10 protein-coding genes are annotated in these 18,068 nt (G+C 68.3%); 3 read left to right on the top strand and 7 right to left on the bottom strand.

All coding sequences use genetic code 11. The annotated features are described in order from the left end of the window. Nucleotides 1–101 precede the first annotated feature (101 nt). From HTA01S_RS25745 to purL, 3 genes are all read right to left on the bottom strand, one after another. On the bottom strand, nucleotides 102–1,874 hold the full coding sequence (locus HTA01S_RS25745) for a toll/interleukin-1 receptor domain-containing protein (protein ID WP_068169144.1): 1,773 nt from the start codon (nucleotides 1,872–1,874) through the stop codon (nucleotides 102–104). Between the two features lie 190 nt (nucleotides 1,875–2,064). Beyond that, nucleotides 2,065–3,045 (bottom strand): DUF808 domain-containing protein, encoded by a 981-nt coding sequence (locus tag HTA01S_RS08295; RefSeq protein ID WP_068169147.1) that lies wholly within the window; start codon nucleotides 3,043–3,045, stop codon nucleotides 2,065–2,067. Nucleotides 3,046–3,079: 34 nt separating this feature from the next. Next, nucleotides 3,080–7,162: a phosphoribosylformylglycinamidine synthase gene (purL, locus tag HTA01S_RS08300; protein ID WP_068169150.1), complete on the bottom strand. Its 4,083-nt coding sequence runs from the start codon at nucleotides 7,160–7,162 to the stop codon at nucleotides 3,080–3,082. 133 nt (nucleotides 7,163–7,295) lie between these two features. On the opposite strand from purL, the gene map reads away from it, so the two are divergent. Then, nucleotides 7,296–8,126: a type I methionyl aminopeptidase gene (map, locus tag HTA01S_RS08305; RefSeq protein ID WP_068169152.1), complete on the top strand. Its 831-nt coding sequence runs from the start codon at nucleotides 7,296–7,298 to the stop codon at nucleotides 8,124–8,126. Nucleotides 8,127–8,154: 28 nt separating this feature from the next. Further along, nucleotides 8,155–10,851 carry a [protein-PII] uridylyltransferase gene (locus HTA01S_RS08310; protein WP_068169646.1) on the top strand — a complete coding sequence of 899 codons (2,697 nt, stop codon included), beginning with the start codon at nucleotides 8,155–8,157 and terminating at the stop codon, nucleotides 10,849–10,851. A 306-nt stretch (nucleotides 10,852–11,157) separates the two neighbouring features. Here the strand turns inward: HTA01S_RS08310 and HTA01S_RS08315 are convergent, their stop codons facing one another. The 4 genes from HTA01S_RS08315 to def all read right to left on the bottom strand — a co-directional run bounded on the left by HTA01S_RS08315 (nucleotide 11,158) and on the right by def (nucleotide 17,530). Continuing rightward, a complete protein-coding gene (locus HTA01S_RS08315) occupies nucleotides 11,158–14,322 on the bottom strand; it encodes an efflux RND transporter permease subunit (RefSeq protein WP_068169156.1) in 3,165 nt (1,054 codons plus the stop codon). After that, nucleotides 14,319–15,452, bottom strand: a complete 1,134-nt coding sequence (locus tag HTA01S_RS08320; RefSeq protein ID WP_068169159.1) for an efflux RND transporter periplasmic adaptor subunit — start codon at nucleotides 15,450–15,452, stop codon at nucleotides 14,319–14,321. The genes HTA01S_RS08315 and HTA01S_RS08320 overlap by 4 nt, the downstream gene beginning before the upstream one ends. Then, nucleotides 15,449–16,870: an efflux transporter outer membrane subunit gene (locus HTA01S_RS08325; RefSeq protein ID WP_084235948.1), complete on the bottom strand. Its 1,422-nt coding sequence runs from the start codon at nucleotides 16,868–16,870 to the stop codon at nucleotides 15,449–15,451. The genes HTA01S_RS08320 and HTA01S_RS08325 overlap by 4 nt, the downstream gene beginning before the upstream one ends. 123 nt (nucleotides 16,871–16,993) lie before the next feature. Further along, a complete protein-coding gene (gene def / locus HTA01S_RS08330; RefSeq protein WP_068169181.1) occupies nucleotides 16,994–17,530 on the bottom strand; it encodes a peptide deformylase in 537 nt (178 codons plus the stop codon). Between the two features lie 119 nt (nucleotides 17,531–17,649). Between def and HTA01S_RS08335 the strand changes: the two genes are divergently transcribed. Further along, entirely contained in the window at nucleotides 17,650–18,039 is a 390-nt protein-coding gene (locus tag HTA01S_RS08335; RefSeq protein WP_245638032.1) for a hypothetical protein, read from the top strand. The last annotated feature ends 29 nt before the right edge of the window (nucleotides 18,040–18,068 follow it).

Consider the following 18,068-nt stretch of genomic DNA (forward strand, 5'->3'; position numbering starts at 1 on the left):
GCGCGGCGCATGGCGCCCGACCGCTGGGAATGGTTCTTTGTACCGCATGACCGGGCGTTCAGGGACGGGGCGTGAGCAAGGCTTGATGCATGTCAAGCGGCCTAGGGCTGGCGGTGCGCCACGAGTTCGAACACGTCTTTCTCCATTTCGCTGCCGGCCGCGGACAGAATGCGGCGCTGCATCTTCACGTAGCGTCTCACCTCGGGCGCGTACCACACCAGGTAGTGCACACGCACCGGTTCGACCTGGGCCACGGTAGGTCCGCCCGTGGCGCCACGGCTACTCCAGACCTCAACCTTGTGGGCCGAGAAGCTGCCGGCGGGCACGCTGACCGGCTCCTGCCCCAGCACCTTGGCCTGCGAATACCAGTTGCCCCACTGCGGGTCGTGGTCGGGGGTGGCGAAGCCGCGCTGCGAGCCCATCTCGGCGAGCGAGACGGACGCGCCCAGATAGGGACTGAACTCGAAGCCGATCTCGCTCCAGGTGACGAAGCCCGGTACGCCACTGCGCGAGCGCCGCGATTCGGCCCTCGGCCCGGCGTCGGGATCGACGGGGCGAAGGGCATCGGTGGCCAGGCCGTCGACCAGCGACTGGATCGTCACCTCGAACCGGCGCTTCGGGCTGGTGCGCCATTTGCCGGACGACTGGTAGACCCAGCTCTCGCCCCTGCGCGGCAGGGCCGAGGCCGACGACGCGGGCACGGTCGGGACGGGTCGCGCCTCGGGTGCCACGGGCACGACAGGCGCCACAGGTCTCGCCACGATGACCCGGGGCGGCGACACCCGCAGGGTCTTGCGCACCGCCTGGTCCGCGTGGCGCGCGGTGAGCGTGAACGTGGTGATGGCATCCACGTCCACCACCACACAGTCGCGGCCGGAGCGTTCGAGTTCACCGGGGCGCGGTGACAGCGTGACGCTGTCGGCGTTGCTGACCCGGTAACACAGGCGCGTGCCGCCCTCGCCCGCCTCGGCCCTGAATTCGTGGATCAGTGGCGGTGTGACCACCGGTGCCGGCGCCGGCGCCGGCGCCGGGGTTGGGTTTGGTGTTGGGTTTGGCAGGGATGGGGATGGTTTCACCACCTCGCCCGATGCCTTCGGGGCCGCCGGTGGCGGGGTGGTCGCACTGGGGACCACCACAGCCACCGGGGTCGGCGTTTCGGTCTTCGGCGCGGAGGCGACCACCACCGGCGCGGCCGGCTCGGGCTCGGCCGCCACCAGCGGCGGCGCTGGCGCCCGTGCTTCGGAAGGCGGCCCGCCCAGCGGCAGCAGCCACCACAAGCCCGCACCCAGCAGCACAGTGCCCGCTGCGGCGGCCGGCCAGACCCAGGGCACCTTTCTCCCCACGGCCTTGCTCGCCAACGCGGCCGGGCCCCGGCGGGCAACCTTGAGCGGCAACGGCTCCGGGCCGCCCTCGTGCACCAGAATCCGCTCCAGCGTGGCAATCAGTTCGCTGGAGGATGCGTCCCACTGCTTGTGGTTGATCTCCACCGCCTGGCGGCGTGTCAGCGGCTTGAGGTCCTCGGGCAATTCTTCGGCGCGCGGCATGACTGCACCGCCCACCAGCACCGGCACCACACGGATACCGCGTTGGAGCGCCGCGCTGGTTTCGAGCCGGACAAAGTCGTTGGGGTCGTCGAGCCGGCGGCGCCCGGCGGCGTCGGTGCCGTGGGTCCATTCGTCACCGATCATGACGATGAGCACGCGGCAGGAGCTCACCGCCTCTTCGATCGCGTTGACGAAATCGGCACCGGGTTCGATGCCCTCGACGTCCATGAACACGCGCTCGGTGCCGAAGTGGGTGGCCAGCCGGTCGTACAGGCGCCCGGCGTAGCCCGCCGAGTCGTCGCGTCGGTAGCTGATGAAGATCCCGTCCATGGGCGCTCGACCCCCGTTCTTCACGACTGTCGATCCCCGGGCGCAGGCGCTGCGCCGTGGCGCGGCCCGCCCGGGCCAGATCAAGGCGTATTAGGGGCTCATCACCCGCAATTTGCAAGGGCCCCCGCCCCTCTGATGGGGGATACGCCCGCCGTGCAAGCCGTGTGGGTTCAGGACGTGCCGCGCGCGCTCAGTGGGCCGCAGCCGATTTCCCGGACGAGCGGAATCGACCCCACAGCCCCACGACGGCCAGCACCACGCCGCCCGCGGCCAGCCCGACCAGGGCGCCGGCCAGGCTGGACACGATGGGACCCATCCAGCCCAGCGTGTGCGCAAAGTCTTCGATGCCGTGGCCGATGGCGGGCACGCCGTGCACCAGAATGCCGCCGCCCACCAGGAACATCGCGGCCGTGCCCACGACCGACAGGCCTTTCATCAGCCACGGTGCCGCGCCGACGATGCCGCGTCCGATGGCCTGCTTCCAGGCCGCCGCCTGGCGGCTGAGGTACAGGCCAGCGTCATCGAGCTTGACGATGCCGCCCACCAGGCCGTAAACACCGATGGTCATGATGATGGAGATGCCTACCAGCACGGCCACCTGGCGCGCGAAGCTGGCGTCGGCCACGCTGCCCAGGGTGATGACGATGATCTCGGCCGAGAGGATGAAGTCGGTGCGCACGGCGCCCTGGATCTTCTCCTTCTCGAAGGCCACCAGGTCGACCTGCTCGTCGTTGACCGCCTGCACCAGTTCGGCGTGGTGCTGCTGGTCTTCGGCTTTGCGGCTGGCCAGCGCGTGCACCACCTTCTCGGTACCTTCGTAACAGAGGAACAGGCCGCCCAGCATCAGCAGAGGCGTGATGGCCCAGGGCGCCACGGCGCTGATGGCCAGCGCGGCGGGCACGAGGATCGCCTTGTTCTTCAGGGAACCCTTGGCCACCGCCCAGACCACGGGCAGTTCCCGGTCGGCCTTGACGCCGGTGACCTGTTGCGCGTTGAGCGCCAGATCGTCACCCAGCACACCGGCGGTTTTTTTCGCCGCCATCTGCGTCATGGCAGCCACGTCGTCGGCGGCGGACATGCCCTGGCGGGCAGCCACCTTGGTCATGACGGCCACGTCGTCAAGCAGGGTGGCGATGTCGTCGATCAGGGCTAAGAGGCTGGAGGCGGCCATGGTTGCGTTCAGTCAGGTTTAGATAAACAACGAGTCAAGCCACCCATTTGCGCGCGTTGCGCCAGATGCGCATCCACGGGCTATGGGCACTCGGGTCGCCGCTGGTCCAGCTCATCTGGATGTTGCGAAACACGCGCTCGGGGTGCGGCATCATGGCCGTGAAGCGGCCGTCGGCCGTGGTCACGGCTGTCAGGCCGGCCGGGCTGCCGTTGGGGTTGAACGGGTATTGCTCGGTCGCCGCGCCCTGGTTGTCCACGAAACGCATGGCCGCAATGGCCTGCGCCGGATTGCCGCGGTGCTTGAAGTTGGCGAAACCTTCGCCGTGCGCCACCGCGATCGGCAGGCGGCTGCCGGCCATGCCCTGCAGGAACAGGCTGGGCGATTCCAGCACCTCGACCATGGACAGGCGGGCCTCGAAGCGCTCGCTCTGGTTGGTGGTGAAGCGCGGCCAGGCCTCGGCGCCGGGGATGATGTCGGCCAGCTCGGCAAACATCTGGCAGCCGTTGCACACGCCCAAGCCGAAGGTGTCTTGGCGGCCAAAGAAGCCCTGGAACTGCTCGGACAGCAGCGGGTTGAAGGTGATGCTGCGCGCCCAGCCGATGCCGGCCCCCAGCGTGTCGCCGTAGCTGAAACCGCCACAGGCGACCACGCCCTTGAAGTCGGCCAGTTTCGCGCGGCCCGACTGCAGGTCGGTCATGTGCACGTCGTAGGCCTCGAAGCCGGCCTGGGTGAAGGCATACGCCATCTCCACGTGCGAGTTCACGCCCTGCTCGCGCAGGATGGCGACCTTCGGTTTCGACAGGTTCAGGAACGGCGCGGCCACGTTGTCCGCCGAATCGAAGCTCAGCGCCACGTGCATGCCGGGGTCGGCGGCCAAGCCGGCCGCGGCGTGTTCGGCGTCGGCGCAGGCCGGGTTGTCGCGCTGCTGGTTGATCTTCCAGCTCACGCTGTCCCAGACCTGGTGCAGGTCGAACAGGCTGGCGCTGAACACGGCCTTGGTGTCGCGCCAGACCTGCAACTGGCCCTTGCCCACATCCATGCCGGACGACGCCGGGCGGGTCTTGCCGATGAAGTGGCTGTGTTTGGAGAGGCCGTGCTCGCGCAGCGTCTGCATCACGTCGTTGCGGTGCTCGGTGGCCACCTGCAGCACCACGCCCAGCTCTTCGCTGAATAGGGCCTTGAGCGTGAGTTCCTGGCGGCGCGCGGCCACCTGGGTGGCCCAGTTCTTGGCGTCGCCGCTGTCCATGCGGCTGTCGCTGATGCCGTCGCCCTCCAGCAGAAGCATGTCCACGTTCAGCGCCACGCCCACGTGGCCGGCGAAGGCCATTTCGGCCACGGTGGCCAGCAGGCCGCCGTCGCTGCGGTCGTGGTAGGCGAGGATGCGGCCCTGGGCGCGCAAGGTGTTGATGGCGTTGACGAGGTTAACGAGGTCTTTGGCATCGTCCAGATCGGGCACGGTGTCACCGAACTGGCCCAGCACCTGGCCGAGCACGCTGCCGCCCATGCGGTTCTGGCCCTTGCCGAGGTCGATCAGCACGAGCGTCGTGTCTTCGATCTGGTTGTTCAGCTGCGGCGTAAGCGTGCCGCGCACGTCGGCCAGGGTGGCGAAGCCGGTGACGATCAGGCTCACCGGCGAGGTGACCTTTTTCTTGTCCGAGCCGGCGCTCCACTGCGTGCGCATGGACAGGCTGTCCTTGCCCACGGGGATGGAAATGCCCAGCGCCGGGCACAGCTCCATGCCCACGGCCTTCACGGTCTCGTACAGCGCGGCGTCTTCGCCCGGTTCGCCGCAAGCGGCCATCCAGTTGGCCGACAGCTTCACGCGCGGCAATTCAATCGGCGCGGCCAGCAGGTTGGTGATGGCTTCGGCCACCGCCATGCGGCCCGACGCCGCGGCGTTGATGCCGGCCAGCGGTGTGCGCTCGCCCATGCTCATGGCTTCGCCCGCGAAGCCCTGGAAATCGGCCAGGGTCACGGCGCAGTCGGCCACCGGCACCTGCCAGGGGCCAACCATCTGGTCGCGGTGCGACAGTCCACCCACGGTGCGGTCGCCGATGGTGATGAGGAAGCGCTTGGACGCCACGGTCGGGTGGCTCAGCACGTCGATCACGGCCTGCTGCAGGTCCACGCCCGTCAGGTCCATGGGCTGGCCAGTGCGTTCGACTGTCTTGACGTCGCGGTGCATCTTGGGCGGTTTGCCCAGCAGCACGTCCATGGGCATGTTGACTGCAGCCCCCACGCTCCCCACTTCGTGTGGTTCGCTGCCCCCCGAGGGGGCTGTGCTTGCTTGGGGCGGCCCGGCGCGGCGCACGGCGTCTTCATTGCCCACGAACAGGTGCCGTTCTTCCGTAGCCACGCCCACCACCGAAAACGGGCAGCGCTCGCGTTCGCAGAAGGCTTTGAACTGTTCCAGCGACTCCGGCGCGATGGCCAGCACGTAGCGTTCCTGACTCTCGTTGCACCAGATTTCCTTGGGTGCCAGGCCGCTCTCTTCCAGCGGCACGGCGCGCAGATCAAAGCGGGCACCCCGGCCGGCGTCGTTCACCAGCTCGGGAAAGGCGTTGGACAGGCCGCCCGCGCCCACGTCGTGGATGAACAGCACCGGGTTCTGCTCGCCCTGCGCCCAGCAGTGGTTGATGACCTCCTGCGCGCGGCGCTCGATTTCGGGGTTGCCGCGCTGCACGGAGTCGAAGTCCAGCGACGCGGCGTTGGTGCCGCTGGCCATGGAGCTGGCGGCGCCGCCGCCCATGCCGATCTTCATGCCCGGGCCGCCGAGCTGGATCAGCAGCGTGCCGGCCGGGAAATCGATCTTCTTCGTGAGCTTCGAATCGATCACGCCCAGACCGCCCGCGATCATGATGGGCTTGTGGTAACCCCGGGTCACGCCCGCCACGTCCTGCTCGTATTCGCGGAAATAGCCCAGCAGGTTGGGCCGGCCGAATTCGTTGTTGAACGCGGCGCCGCCCAGCGGGCCCTCGGTCATGATCTGCAGCGGGCTGGCGATGTGCTCGGGTTTGCCGCCCGGCTGGTCGGAGAGGCCGCCCCAGAGTTTGGAAACGGTGAATCCGGTCAGGCCGGCCTTGGGCTTGGAGCCGCGACCGGTGGCTCCTTCGTCGCGGATCTCACCACCCGCACCGGTGGCGGCGCCGGGGAACGGGGAAATCGCGGTCGGGTGGTTGTGGGTCTCCACCTTCATCAGGATGTGATTGGTCGCGGCCTGACTGGCGTAGGCCGGCGATGCGCCCTGCCCGGCGCGCGCCACGAAACGTTCCACCTCGCTGCCTTCCATGATGGAGGCGTTGTCGGAGTACGCCACGATGGTGTGCTGCGGCGCCGTCTGGTGCGTGTGGCGGATCATGCCGAACAGGCTCTTGTCCTGCGCCACGCCGTCGATGGTGAACTGCGCGTTGAAGATCTTGTGGCGGCAGTGTTCGCTGTTGGCCTGCGCGAACATCATCAACTCGACGTCGGTCGGGTTGCGCTTCAGACCATTGAACGCGTTGACCAGGTAGTCGATCTCGTCGTCGGCGAGCGCCAGGCCCCATGTGGCGTTGGCCTTTTCCAAGGCAGCGCGGCCACCGCCGAGCACGTCCACGTGTTCCATCGGCGCCGGGTGCAGCTCGGTGAACAGGGCTTCGGCCTGGCTGCGCTCGGTGGTCACGGCCTCGGTCATGCGGTCGTGCAGCACATCGGCCACGGCGCGCAACTGCTCGGCACTCAGGCTGGCCTTGCCCAGCAAGCCGCTCTTGAGGCCAATGCGGAACTCGACCAGCCGCTCCACGCGGTGCAGCGCCAGGCCGCAGTTGTGCGCGATGTCGGTGGCCTTGGACGCCCAGGGCGACACGGTGCCCAGGCGCGGCATCACCAGCAGGGCTGGAGCGCCCGCTTTTTCCAGCGCCAAGTGGGCCTCGGTGGCCGGCTCGCCATAGGCCATGAGCTGGCCCACACGGTCCAGCGTGGCCGCATCAGGCGCCGCGTCGAACGACGCCAGGTGCACGAAGCGGGCCGAGAGGCCGGTGATCTTGTCGGAAATACCCGCGAGACGGGGCAGGATTTGCTGGACTTTGAAGTCGCTGACGGCGTTGCCGCCATCGAAGAAGCGCAGGTGCAGGGTCACGGTGGGTGGCCTTGGGGCTGGCGGGCGCGGGATGGCCCGGGGGGATGGGTGGAAACCCGGCATTTTACTCGGGGCCCGTGGCGGATTCCCCTGTCGTTTCAAGGCGTTGCGGTCCGCAGGATAATCGCGTCCCATGAGCATCACCTACAAAGACGAAGCCGGCATCGCGGGCATGCGCGTGGCCTGCAAGCTGGCCTCTGAAGTGCTGGACCACCTCACGCCACTGATCCAGCCGGGGGTGACCACGCTGGAGATCGACCGCCTGGCGGCCGAGTACATGAAGCAGCAGGGTACGGTCTCCGCCACCATCGGCTACCAGCCCGCCGGCTACCCCCCCTACCCCGGCCACCTCTGCACCTCGATCAACCACGTGGTGTGCCATGGCATCCCCAACGAGAAGCCGCTCAAGAAGGGCGACATCCTGAACGTGGACGTGACCGTGATCACGCCCGAAGGCTGGTATGGCGACAACAGCCGCATGTACATGATCGGCGGCGAGGCCGCCTGCAGCATCCAGGCCAGGCGCCTGTGCCGCGTGACCTACGAGGCCATGTGGAAGGGCATCGTCATGGTCAAACCCGGCCTGCACCTGGGCGACATCGGCCACGCGATCCAGGTCTTTGCGGAAAGCAACGGTTATTCGGTGGTGCGCGAGTTCTGCGGCCACGGCATCGGACGCCGTTTCCACGAAGAACCCCAGGTGCTGCACTATGGCCGCCCGGGCACGCTCGAAGAGCTCAAACCCGGCATGACCTTCACCATCGAGCCCATGATCAACGCGGGCAAGCGCGACATCAAGGAAATGGGCGATGGCTGGACCATCGTCACCAAGGACCGATCGCTGTCGGCCCAGTGGGAACACACCATCCTGGTCACCGAAACCGGCTACGAGGTGCTCACGCTGTCGGCGGGCAGCCCCGCCGCACCCGCCTTCGTGCCCCCAGCCAACAGCCTCACCGCGTAAGCCCGTGAAGGGCCAACACGCTGCCGCCATGGGCGATCTCAGTGAACTGCGGCTGCAATACCGCCGCGACAAAGCCGCCCTGCTGGCCCAACTGGCCGTGCAGGGTTCGTCCACCCGCGGCGTGCACAGCGCGCTGCAAAAGCTCTCGCGACTGACCGACCAGACCCTGCGGGAACTCTGGGCGCGCGCCGGCTTCGGCCCTGGTTTTTCGCTCATCGCCGTGGGCGGCTACGGCCGGGGCGAGCTGTTTCCATCGTCCGACGTGGACGTGTTGGTGCTGCTGCCCGAAGGCAGCCAACCCGACGAGGACAGCGCCCTCAAGGCCCGGCTGGAAACCTTCATCGGCGCCTGCTGGGACGTGGGGCTGGAGATCGGCTCCAGCGTGCGTACCACAGCCGATTGCGTGGCCGAGGCGGTCAAGGACGTGACGGTGCAGACCTCGCTGCTGGAATGCCGGCTGATCCGCGGCGGCAAGGCCCAGTTCGCGGCGCTGGTCAACCAGCTCAACGAGGCCATGGACCCCAAGGCCTTTTTCGTGGCCAAGACGCTGGAGATGCGCCAGCGCCACCACAAGTTCGAGAACACGCCCTATTCGCTCGAGCCCAACTGCAAGGAGTCGCCCGGTGGCCTGCGCGACCTGCAGATCATCCTCTGGGTGGCCAAGGCCGCCGGCCTGGGCCGCAGCTGGGACGAGCTCGCGCGCCGGGGCCTGGCCACGCCGCTCGAAGCGCGCCAGATCAAGTCGAACGAGGCCCTACTGAGCCTGATCCGCGCGCGCCTGCACCTGTTGTCGAACCGGCGCGAGGACCGCCTGGTGTTCGACCTGCAGAACGTGGTGGCCGAGTCGTTCGGCTACAAGGCTCCGGCGCCCGCCGTGCGCGGCGCGCGGCGCGCCAGCGAAGAACTGATGAAGCGCTACTACTGGGCCGCCAAGGCGGTGACCCAGCTCAACCAGATCCTGCTGCTCAACATCGAGGAGCGCCTCAACAGCGACGACATCGGCGTGGACCGCCTGCGTCCGATCAACGAGCGCTTCTTCGACAAGGCCGGCATGCTGGAGGTCGCGAGCGACAACCTGTATGTGCAGCAGCCGCACGCGATCCTAGAGACCTTCCACATCTACCAGACCACGGTGGGCATCAAGGGCCTGTCGGCGCGCACGCTGCGCGCGCTTTACAACGCCCGCCCGGTCATGAACGCGCAGTTTCGCGCCGATCCGGTCAACCGCGCGCAGTTCCTGCGCATCCTGCAGGAGCCCGAAGGCATCACCCACGCGATGCGGCTGATGAACCAGACCTCGGTGCTGGGCCGCTACCTCTGGGTGTTCCGCAACATCGTGGGCCAGATGCAGCACGACCTGTTCCACGTCTACACCGTGGACCAGCACATCCTGATGGTGCTACGCAACGTGCGCCGCTTCTTCATCGCGGAACACTCGCACGAGTACCCGTTCTGCTCGCAGCTGGCCGCCGGCTGGGACAAGCCCTGGATCTTCTACATCGCGGCCCTGTTCCACGACATCGCCAAGGGCCGAGGCGGCGACCACTCCGAACTGGGCTCGCGCGACGTGCGCACCTTCTGCCGCCAGCACCGGCTGGACCGCGAAGACGCCAAACTGATCGAGTTCCTGGTGGCCGAGCACCTGACCATGAGCCGCATGGCGCAGAAGGAAGACCTGAGCGACCCCGACGTCATCAACGCGTTCGCCCAGCGGGTGGGCAACGAGCGCTACCTGACCGCGCTCTACCTGCTGACCGTGGCCGACATCCGCGGCACCAGCCCCAAGGTGTGGAACGCCTGGAAGGGCAAGCTGCTGGAAGACCTGTACCGCTACACCCTGCGCGCGCTCGGTGGCCGCGCGCCCGACCCAGGCGCCGTGATCGAGGCGCGCAAGCGCGAAGCCCTGTCCATGCTGGCGCTGCACGCCCTGCCCCACCTGGCGCACAAGGCGCTGTGGGACACGCTGGACGTGAGCTATTTCATGCGCCACCAGGCCGACGAGATCGCCTGGCACACCCGGGTGCTGACGCGCCAGCTCGCGCTCAACGCGGCCCAGACCCCGTCGCAGCTGGCCACGCAACACGCGCGCGCCGCGGCACTGCGCCCGGCCGAAGCCCCGGGAAGCGAGACCGCCGCCGCCACGGAAAACTGCATCGTGCGCGCCCGCCTGTCACCCGAAGGGGACGGCCTGCAGGTGCTGGTGTACGCGCCCGACCAGAGCGACCTGTTTGCCCGCATCTGCGGCTATTTCGACGCCTCGGGCTTCAGCATCCTGGACGCGCGCATCCACACCACGCACAACGGCCATGCGCTCGACACCTTCCAGGTGGTGGCGCCCACGCTGTCGGAGCACTACCGCGAACTCATCGCGATGGTGGAAAACAACCTGGCCCAGACGATCGACCAGCGCGGCCCGCTGCCCGCGCCAAACAAGGGCCGGCTGTCGCGCCGGGTCAAGAGCTTCCCGGTGACGCCACGCGTGGACCTGCGGCCCGACGAAAAGGCCCAGCGCTGGCTGCTCAGCGTGTCGGCCAGCGACCGCACCGGCCTGCTGTACTGCATTTCACGCGTGCTGGCGAAGAACGGCATCAGCGTGCAACTGGCCAAGATCACCACGCTGGGCGAGCGTGTGGAAGACACTTTCCTCATCAGCGGCCCGCAACTGCAGGTGAACAAGCGCCAGATCGAGATCGAGACGGAGCTGCTGGAGACGTTGGAGGGGTGAAGCCCTCCAATACATGGCGGATTGGCGGGATCAGGAGGACGGCCCGCTCAGCTCCGCTCATGTCCCCCGGAACGGCTGCGCCGTTCCTCCTCCTTTACTTCGCTGCGCTGAGCGGGCCGCCCTCCTGATCTTGCGAGCGGGCCGGCATGCGATAGGTCGTTCGGCCTGGCACTTGATGCTGGGTGGGTGACGCAGCGAAGTCAAGGAGGAGACACGGGCGCAGCCCGCGTCGGGGGACATGAGCGGAGTCGCCCGCCCAGTCTCAAGTGCCCGCCCACCCCTCTGAGCGCAATGCCTGCGAACCCTTCAGGTGCTGGAGGGTGCCACCGCTGGCGGCACCTCCATGGGTTCCGGCCGACGTCCGAACAGCCGCGAAAAGAAATTGGCCACGTCGTCCACGATGGTGAATACCGCCGGAATCACCAGCAGACTCAGGAAAGTTGAGGTGATCAGGCCACCGATCACGGCCACCGCCATCGGTGAACGGAAACTGCTGTCGGCCGCACCCCAGCCCACCGCAATCGGCAACATCCCCGCGCCCATGGCGATGGTGGTCATGACGATGGGGCGGGCGCGCTTGTGGCAGGCGTCCAGAATGGCGTGCACCCGGTCCATGCCGTGTTCGCGCCGCGCCTCGATCGCGTACTCCACCAGCAGAATCGAGTTCTTCGTGGCCACCCCCATCAGCATGATCAGACCGATCAGCGAGGGCATGGAGAACGCCTTGTTCGTCAGCAGCAACGCCACGAAAGCGCCGCCCAGCGACAGCGGCAACGCGGCCAGGATGGTGACCGGGTGCAGGAAGGCCTTGAACAGCAGCACCAGCACGATGTAGATGCACAGCACACCGGTCAACATCGCCAGACCGAAGCTGGCGAACAGCTCGCCCTGCACCTCGGCGTCGCCGATCTCCAGCACCGACACGCCTGCGGGCAGGTTGTGGATGCTGGGCAGCTTCTCCACCGCGGTCTTCATGTCGCCCAGCGCAATGCCGGCGAGCTCGACCTCGAAGTTGATGTTGCGCGAGCGGTCGTAGCGGTCGATCACCGCCGGGCCACCACCAAACGACAGCGTGGCCACCTGCCCCAGCATCACCGGCCCCCGGCTGCCCGGCACTGCCAGGCGCCCCAGCACCTCCAGGTTCTCGCGCGCGGCGGCGTCCAGCTTGACCACGATGGGCACCTGGCGCTGCGGCAGGTTCATCTTGGGCAAGTCGCTGTCGTAGTCGCCCACGGTGGCGATGCGCAGGGTTTCGGCGATGGCGCTGCTGGTCACGCCCATCTCGGCGGCGCGGGCCAGATCGGGCGCGACGCTGATCTCGGTGCGCACCAGCGCCGCGGTGGACTGGATGCTGCCCACGCCCGGGATGGTGCGCAGATCGCGCTCGATCGCCCTGGCCGCGGTGCCCAGCGCGCCGGCGTCGTTGCCGGTCAGGGTGAGGATGTATTTCTCACCCGAACCGCCCAGGCCCACCTTGCTGCGCACGCCCGGCAGGTTGGACATGGCCGCGCGGATCTGGTTTTCGATGAGCTGCTTGCGCGGGCGCGTACCGCGCTCGTCGAGCTGGATCGTGAGCGCCGCCTTGCGCGACTCGGCCGCCCCTTGCGGCGCGAACGGATCGGTGCCCGCCGAGCCCGAACCGATGGTGGTGTAGATCGACTTCACATGGGGCACCGCGCCCACCAGCTGGCGGGCGCGCTCGGCCGTGGCCACGGTCTGCTTGAGCGTGGCGCCGGGTGGCAGCTCCAGGTAGACCTGCGTCTGCGAGTTGTCGTCCGCCGGGATGAAGCCCTGTGGCAACAGTGGGACCAGCATCAGCGAACCCACGAAGAACGCGCCGGCGGCCACCATGGTGATCCAGCGGTGGCGGATGCACCAGGCCGCCCAGCCGCCGTAAGTGTGCAGCCAGCCCGGCTCGCTCTGGTTGGTCATCCAGCCCCAGATGGCGCCCAGCACGCGGTTGCGGCGCGCCCAGGCGGGCCGGTCCTTGGCCAGCACCACGGGCTTGAGCAGGTAGGCCGCCATCATGGGCGTGAGCGCGCGCGCCACCACCAGTGAAGCGAACACCGCGAACGACGCGGTCCAGCCGAACTGCTTGAAGAATTTGCCCGGGATGCCCGACATGAACGCCGTGGGCAGGAACACCGCGATCAGGGTGAAGGTGGTGGCGATCACCGCCAGACCGATCTCGTCGGCCGCCTCCATGGCCGCCTGGTAAGGCGTCTTGCCCATGCGCATGTGGCGCACGATGTTCTCCACCTCGACGATGGCGTCATCCACCAGAAGCCCCACCACAAGCGACATGGCCAGCAGCGTCACCACGTTGATGGTGAAGCCCATATAGTGCATGCCGATGAAGGCCGGAATGGCCGACAGCGGCAGCGCCACGGCCGACACCACGGTGGCGCGGAAGTCGCGCAGGAACAGCCAGACCACCAGCACCGCGAGGATGGCGCCCTCATACAGCAGGGTCATTGATGCGTCGTATTCATCTTCTACCGGTGTCACGAAATCGAACGACTCGGTGATCTTCAGGTCGGGGCGGCTGGCCTGCAATTCCTTGAGCTTGGCGCGCACGCCATGGCCCACCTCGACCTCACTGGCGCCACGGCTGCGCGCCACCTCGAAGCCCACCACCGGCTTGCCGTCGAGGAAAGCGGCGGCCGTGGGTTCGGCGACGGTGTCCTTCACCTCGGCGATCTGGTCCAGGCGGATGCTGCGCCCGTCCGGGAGCGAGAGCTCCAGACGCGACAGCTCTTCGGCCGAGGTCAGCATGGAGAGCGTGCGCAGCGGCTGCTGGCTGCCGCCCACGTCGGCGCGGCCGCCGGCGCTTTCGATCTGCACCTTGGCGAGCTGGCGCGAAATGTCGGCCGCCGTGGCGCCCAGCGCCTGCAGCTTGAGCGGGTCGAGCAGGATCTGCACCTCGCGGTTGACCCCGCCCACCCGATTGATCGCGCCCACGCCGCGCACCGACAGCAGCAGCTTGGCGATGTCGTTTTCCACGAACCAGGAGATGGCCTCGTCGTCCATCTTGTCAGAGCTGACGGTGTAGGCCAGCACCGCGCCGCCGGCGAGTTCGAGCTTGTTGATGATGGGTTCGCGCAGGTCGGTGGGCAGATCGCCCCGGATCTTGGCCACGGCCGAGCGCACGTCGTCCAGCGCTTCCTGCGTGCTCTTTTCGATGCGGAATTCGGCCGTGATGGAGACCGTGCCGTCCTGCACCTTGGTGTAGATGTGCTTGAGCCCCTGCAGCGCGGCCAGGCTGTTCTCGATCTTGCGCGCCACGTCGTTTTCGAGCTGCGTCGGCGCGGCACCGGGCAGGCTGGCCACGATGGTGATATTGGGCACGTCCAGGTCGGGGAAGTTCTGCACCTTCATCGACTGGAACGAAAACAGCCCGGCGAGCGTGAGCATGACGAACAGCATCGCCGCGGGGATGGGGTTGCGGATGGACCAGGCCGAGACGTTCATTGCGTCACCTTGACAAGGTCGGCTTCGTTCAGGAAGCCCGCGCCCTGCACCGCTACCGTTTCGTCGGCCTTGAGTCCGGTGAGCACCTCCACGCGCTCACCGACGCGCCGCCCGGTCGTCACCTTGCGCTGACTCGCCTTGTTCTGCGCGTCGATCACGAACACGAAGGTGGTGCCGTCGCGCACCACGATGGACTGCGTGGGCACGGTGAGCGCGGTGCTCTCGCCCAGCGCGAAGCTGCCCTTGGCGAAGGTGCCGGCCTTGAGGTCGCCGTGCCGGGGCAGGTCCACGAACACCAGGATGTTGCGGGTCTGCGGGTCGGCCGTGGGCGCGATGGCGCGCACCGTGCCGGCGATCTGCACCCCGGTGGCCGCGGTCACCTGGACCTTCTGCCCCAGCTTGATGCGCCCCACTTCGCTGGGCGTGACCTCGCCGCGCCACTCCATGCGCCCCTGGCGCACCAGGCGAAACAGTTCCTGCCCGGCGCCCACCACCGCGCCCACGGTGGCTGCGCGCGCGGAAATGATGCCGTCGTCCGGCGCCAGCACCCTCGTGTTGTCCAGGCGCACCTGGGTCGCGCCCAGGGCAGCCTTGGCCGCTTCCCACTGGGCGTGGGCCACTTTTTCCTGGGTCTGGTACTGCGCGATCTGCGAGGCCGACAAGGCGCCGGTGTCCTGGATCGAACGGGCCCGCTCGGCATCGGCCTTGGCGTTTTCATAGCTGGCCTCGGCCTGCATCAGGCTGGCCCGGCTCTGCAGGCTCTCGGCGTGGGTGGTCTCGTTGGCAAACACCGCCAGCACCTGGCCCTTGCGCACCACGTCGCCGACGTTGACATTCACCAACGACAGGCGCAGCCCGTTGACCTCGGCGCCCACGCTGGCCTCCTGCCAGGCGCTGATGTTGCCGTTGGCCTGCAGGGTCATGGCCAGGTTGTCACTGGAAGGCCGGGCCACCGTGATCGTCATGGACGGCTTGGGGCCGACCTCGTCGGCCGGCAGGGTGGCCTCGGCCGATTGCGCAGGCTGGCGCAGGAACACGGCCAGGACCAGCAGCAACAGCGCCGCCAGGGCGACCGCCAGCCAGAGCCAGCGTTTGCGGGGAGATGGGGTGTGCAGCGGCGCGGGGTTCATGACGGCTCTTTGGATGCGTTGAGGGTGTCCAGCGGATCAAAGCCGCCGCCCAGGGCGACGTAGAGGCTGATCCAGGCGTTGATGCGTTCTTGCTGCAGCGTCACGGCGCTGCTGTCGGCGTTGAGCTTGAGGCGGCGCGCCTCCTCGAGCTCGTTCAGGTTGGCCAGGCCCACGCGGTAGCGCGCCTCGGTGGCGTTGAACGAGCGGGTGTAGCCCTCCACGGCGATCCGGGTGGCGTCCACCCGCTGCTGCAGGCTGGCGAGGCTCACCAGCGCCTGCTCCACCTCGGACACCGCGCGCCGCAGCGTGCCGGCATAGGCCGCGCCAGCGGCGTCGTACCGGGCCACGGCGGCGTCCGCGCCAGCGCGCAGGCCGGCACGCCCGATCACCGGCAAGCTCAAGGTGAGCGGACCGACCGACCAGCTGTTGAAGGAGCTGGTGGTGCCCCCACTGGACACCCGGTTGCGCAGCACGTTGCCCGACAGGCTCAGGCTGGGCAGCAGCGCCGCGCGGGCCACGCCCACGCCTTCGCTGGCGGCCACCAGGTCGCGCTGCGCGCGATAGACGTCGGGACGCTGGCGGATCACCTCCGCCGGTACGGCGTTCACCGCCAGCATGGCTTCGAGCCGGGGGCTGGCTGGCAAGCCCGGCGCAGCGGCCAGCAGGGCCCGCAGCGTGGGCTCGTCCAGGCCGGTGAGCGCCACCAGCGACTTGAGCTGCCGCTCGCACTGCTCGGTCTGCTGCTCGGCGCGAATGGCGCCATCGGCGCTGCTGGCGCGCGCCAGGGCGGCCACGGCGGGCGCGGTGAGTCCGGCACGCTCGCTCTGCGCATTGGCGTTGGCCGTGGCGGCGCGCGAGTCGCGGTCGCCGCTGGCCACGGCGAGCTGCGCCAGGCACAGGCGGTGGGCGAAATAGAGCTGGGCCACCTCGGACGCCACCAGCACGCGCGCCTCGTGCCAACCCGCTTGGGCCGCGTCCTGCTGGGCCTGGGCGCGCCGGGCACCGGCCGCCTGGCCGCCCCACACGTCCAGCGCCCACGACATCTGGGCGCCCGCGCTCAGGCTGGTGCCCAGGGGCTGCTGGCCCGGGGTTTCGCCGCGCGAGGCGTTGGCCACTGCGGCGACCTGGGGGCCGGCGGCGCTCTGCGCGCCCGCCAGGTCGGCGCGCGCGGCAAACACCTGCGCCCGTGCAGCGGCGATGCTGGGGCTCAGGGTCTGGGCGCTCTGGATGAACCCGGTCAACACCGGGTCATCAAACTGGTTCCACCACTGCGTCAGGTTCTGGCTGCTGCCCTGGTGCGCCAGGGGTGGCGCGTACCAGGCTTCGGGCAAGGCCACCGCTGTGTCGGTGGGCGGGGTGGTGGTACTGCAAGCGGCCAGCACGGTGGCCAGTGCCGCCATGGCAAACGTTCTCTTCATGAAACTCGGAACTCCCCCATTGGATGGCTTTTTTGGGCGGTTGACTCTCTGCTGTTTTCACGTCACGGGTGTGACCATGCGTTACGTCCCTGCCGGCATCCCGGGTATTTCCCCCGGGCGCCTTCAGTCGTCCTCGGGCACCAACCCGGGGAACAGCACCTCATTGAACCCGAACCGGCTGAAATCGCGCATGCGCATGGGGTAGAGCTTGCCCACCAGGTGGTCGCATTCATGCTGCACCACCCGCGCATGAAAACCGGCGGCTTCGCGGTCGATCGGTTTGCCCATGATGTCACAGCCCTGGTAGCGGATGCGCCGCCAGCGCGGCACCACCCCGCGCAGGCCGGGCACCGACAGACAGCCCTCCCAGTCCTCTTCTTCCTCGTCGCCCAGCGGGGTGATGACCGGGTTGACCAGCACCGTGCGCGGCACGGGCGCCGCGTCGGGGTAGCGCGGGTTGGGCATGCCGCTGCCGAAGATCACCACCTGCAGGTCCACGCCGATCTGTGGCGCGGCCAGGCCCGCGCCGTTGGCGGCGGCCATGGTGTCGAGCAGGTCGGTCACCAGTTGGTGCAATTCGGGGGTGTCGAACGCGGTCACGGGATGCGCCACGCGCAGCAGGCGCGGGTCGCCCATTTTCAGGATGGTTTGAACGGTCATGGTGCGGAAATGGATGGCGGTTCAGTGGTTTACCCCGTAGGGTGTCGGGCGCGGGTCGCGGTACATTGACCTTCGCCCACCGGGCACAGTGTGCCCGGGGCGCTTCAGGAGGATTTTCCATGCATTCATCCCGTTCCGCAGCTACCCGGGCACAGGCCGCACCGTCCAGGCCTGGGCTCAGCGCCGCGCTCGCCACCGGTTTGCTGCTGGCCGCCGGCCTGGCGCTGTGGAGCGCCCCGGCCCGCGCCCAAGGCGCTGAGATATTCAAGGGCGCCGACCTCGCGCTGGGCGAGAAGCTCATCGCCGAACACCGCTGCGCGCAATGCCACGCCAGCAAGGTCGGCGGCGACGGCAGCCGCATCTACAAACCCCAGGGTCGGATCAGCACCGCCGGGCTGCTGCGCGGCATGGTCGAGCAGTGCAACACCACGATGAATCTGCAGATGTTTCCGGAAGATGTGACCGCCGTGGCCGCGGTGCTCAACCGCGACCACTACAAGTTCAAATAGGCTTTTCCGAGCCACACCCGGTGTGGCGT

The sequence above is a fragment of the Hydrogenophaga taeniospiralis CCUG 15921 genome (assembly GCF_001592305.1).
Taxonomy (GTDB): Bacteria; Pseudomonadota; Gammaproteobacteria; order Burkholderiales; family Burkholderiaceae_C; genus Hydrogenophaga; species Hydrogenophaga taeniospiralis.

Coding starts and splice junctions, on each gene's coding strand:
- HTA01S_RS25745 (WP_068169144.1), bottom strand. CDS start 1,874: ATGGACGGGATCTTCATCAGCTACCGACGCGACGACTCGGCGGGCTAC.
- HTA01S_RS08295 (WP_068169147.1), bottom strand. CDS start 3,045: ATGGCCGCCTCCAGCCTCTTAGCCCTGATCGACGACATCGCCACCCTG.
- map (WP_068169152.1), top strand. CDS start 7,296: ATGAGCATCACCTACAAAGACGAAGCCGGCATCGCGGGCATGCGCGTG.
- HTA01S_RS08310 (WP_068169646.1), top strand. CDS start 8,155: ATGGGCGATCTCAGTGAACTGCGGCTGCAATACCGCCGCGACAAAGCC.
- HTA01S_RS08315 (WP_068169156.1), bottom strand. CDS start 14,322: ATGAACGTCTCGGCCTGGTCCATCCGCAACCCCATCCCCGCGGCGATG.
- HTA01S_RS08320 (WP_068169159.1), bottom strand. CDS start 15,452: ATGAACCCCGCGCCGCTGCACACCCCATCTCCCCGCAAACGCTGGCTC.
- HTA01S_RS08325 (WP_084235948.1), bottom strand. CDS start 16,870: ATGAAGAGAACGTTTGCCATGGCGGCACTGGCCACCGTGCTGGCCGCT.
- def (WP_068169181.1), bottom strand. CDS start 17,530: ATGACCGTTCAAACCATCCTGAAAATGGGCGACCCGCGCCTGCTGCGC.
- HTA01S_RS08335 (WP_245638032.1), top strand. CDS start 17,650: ATGCATTCATCCCGTTCCGCAGCTACCCGGGCACAGGCCGCACCGTCC.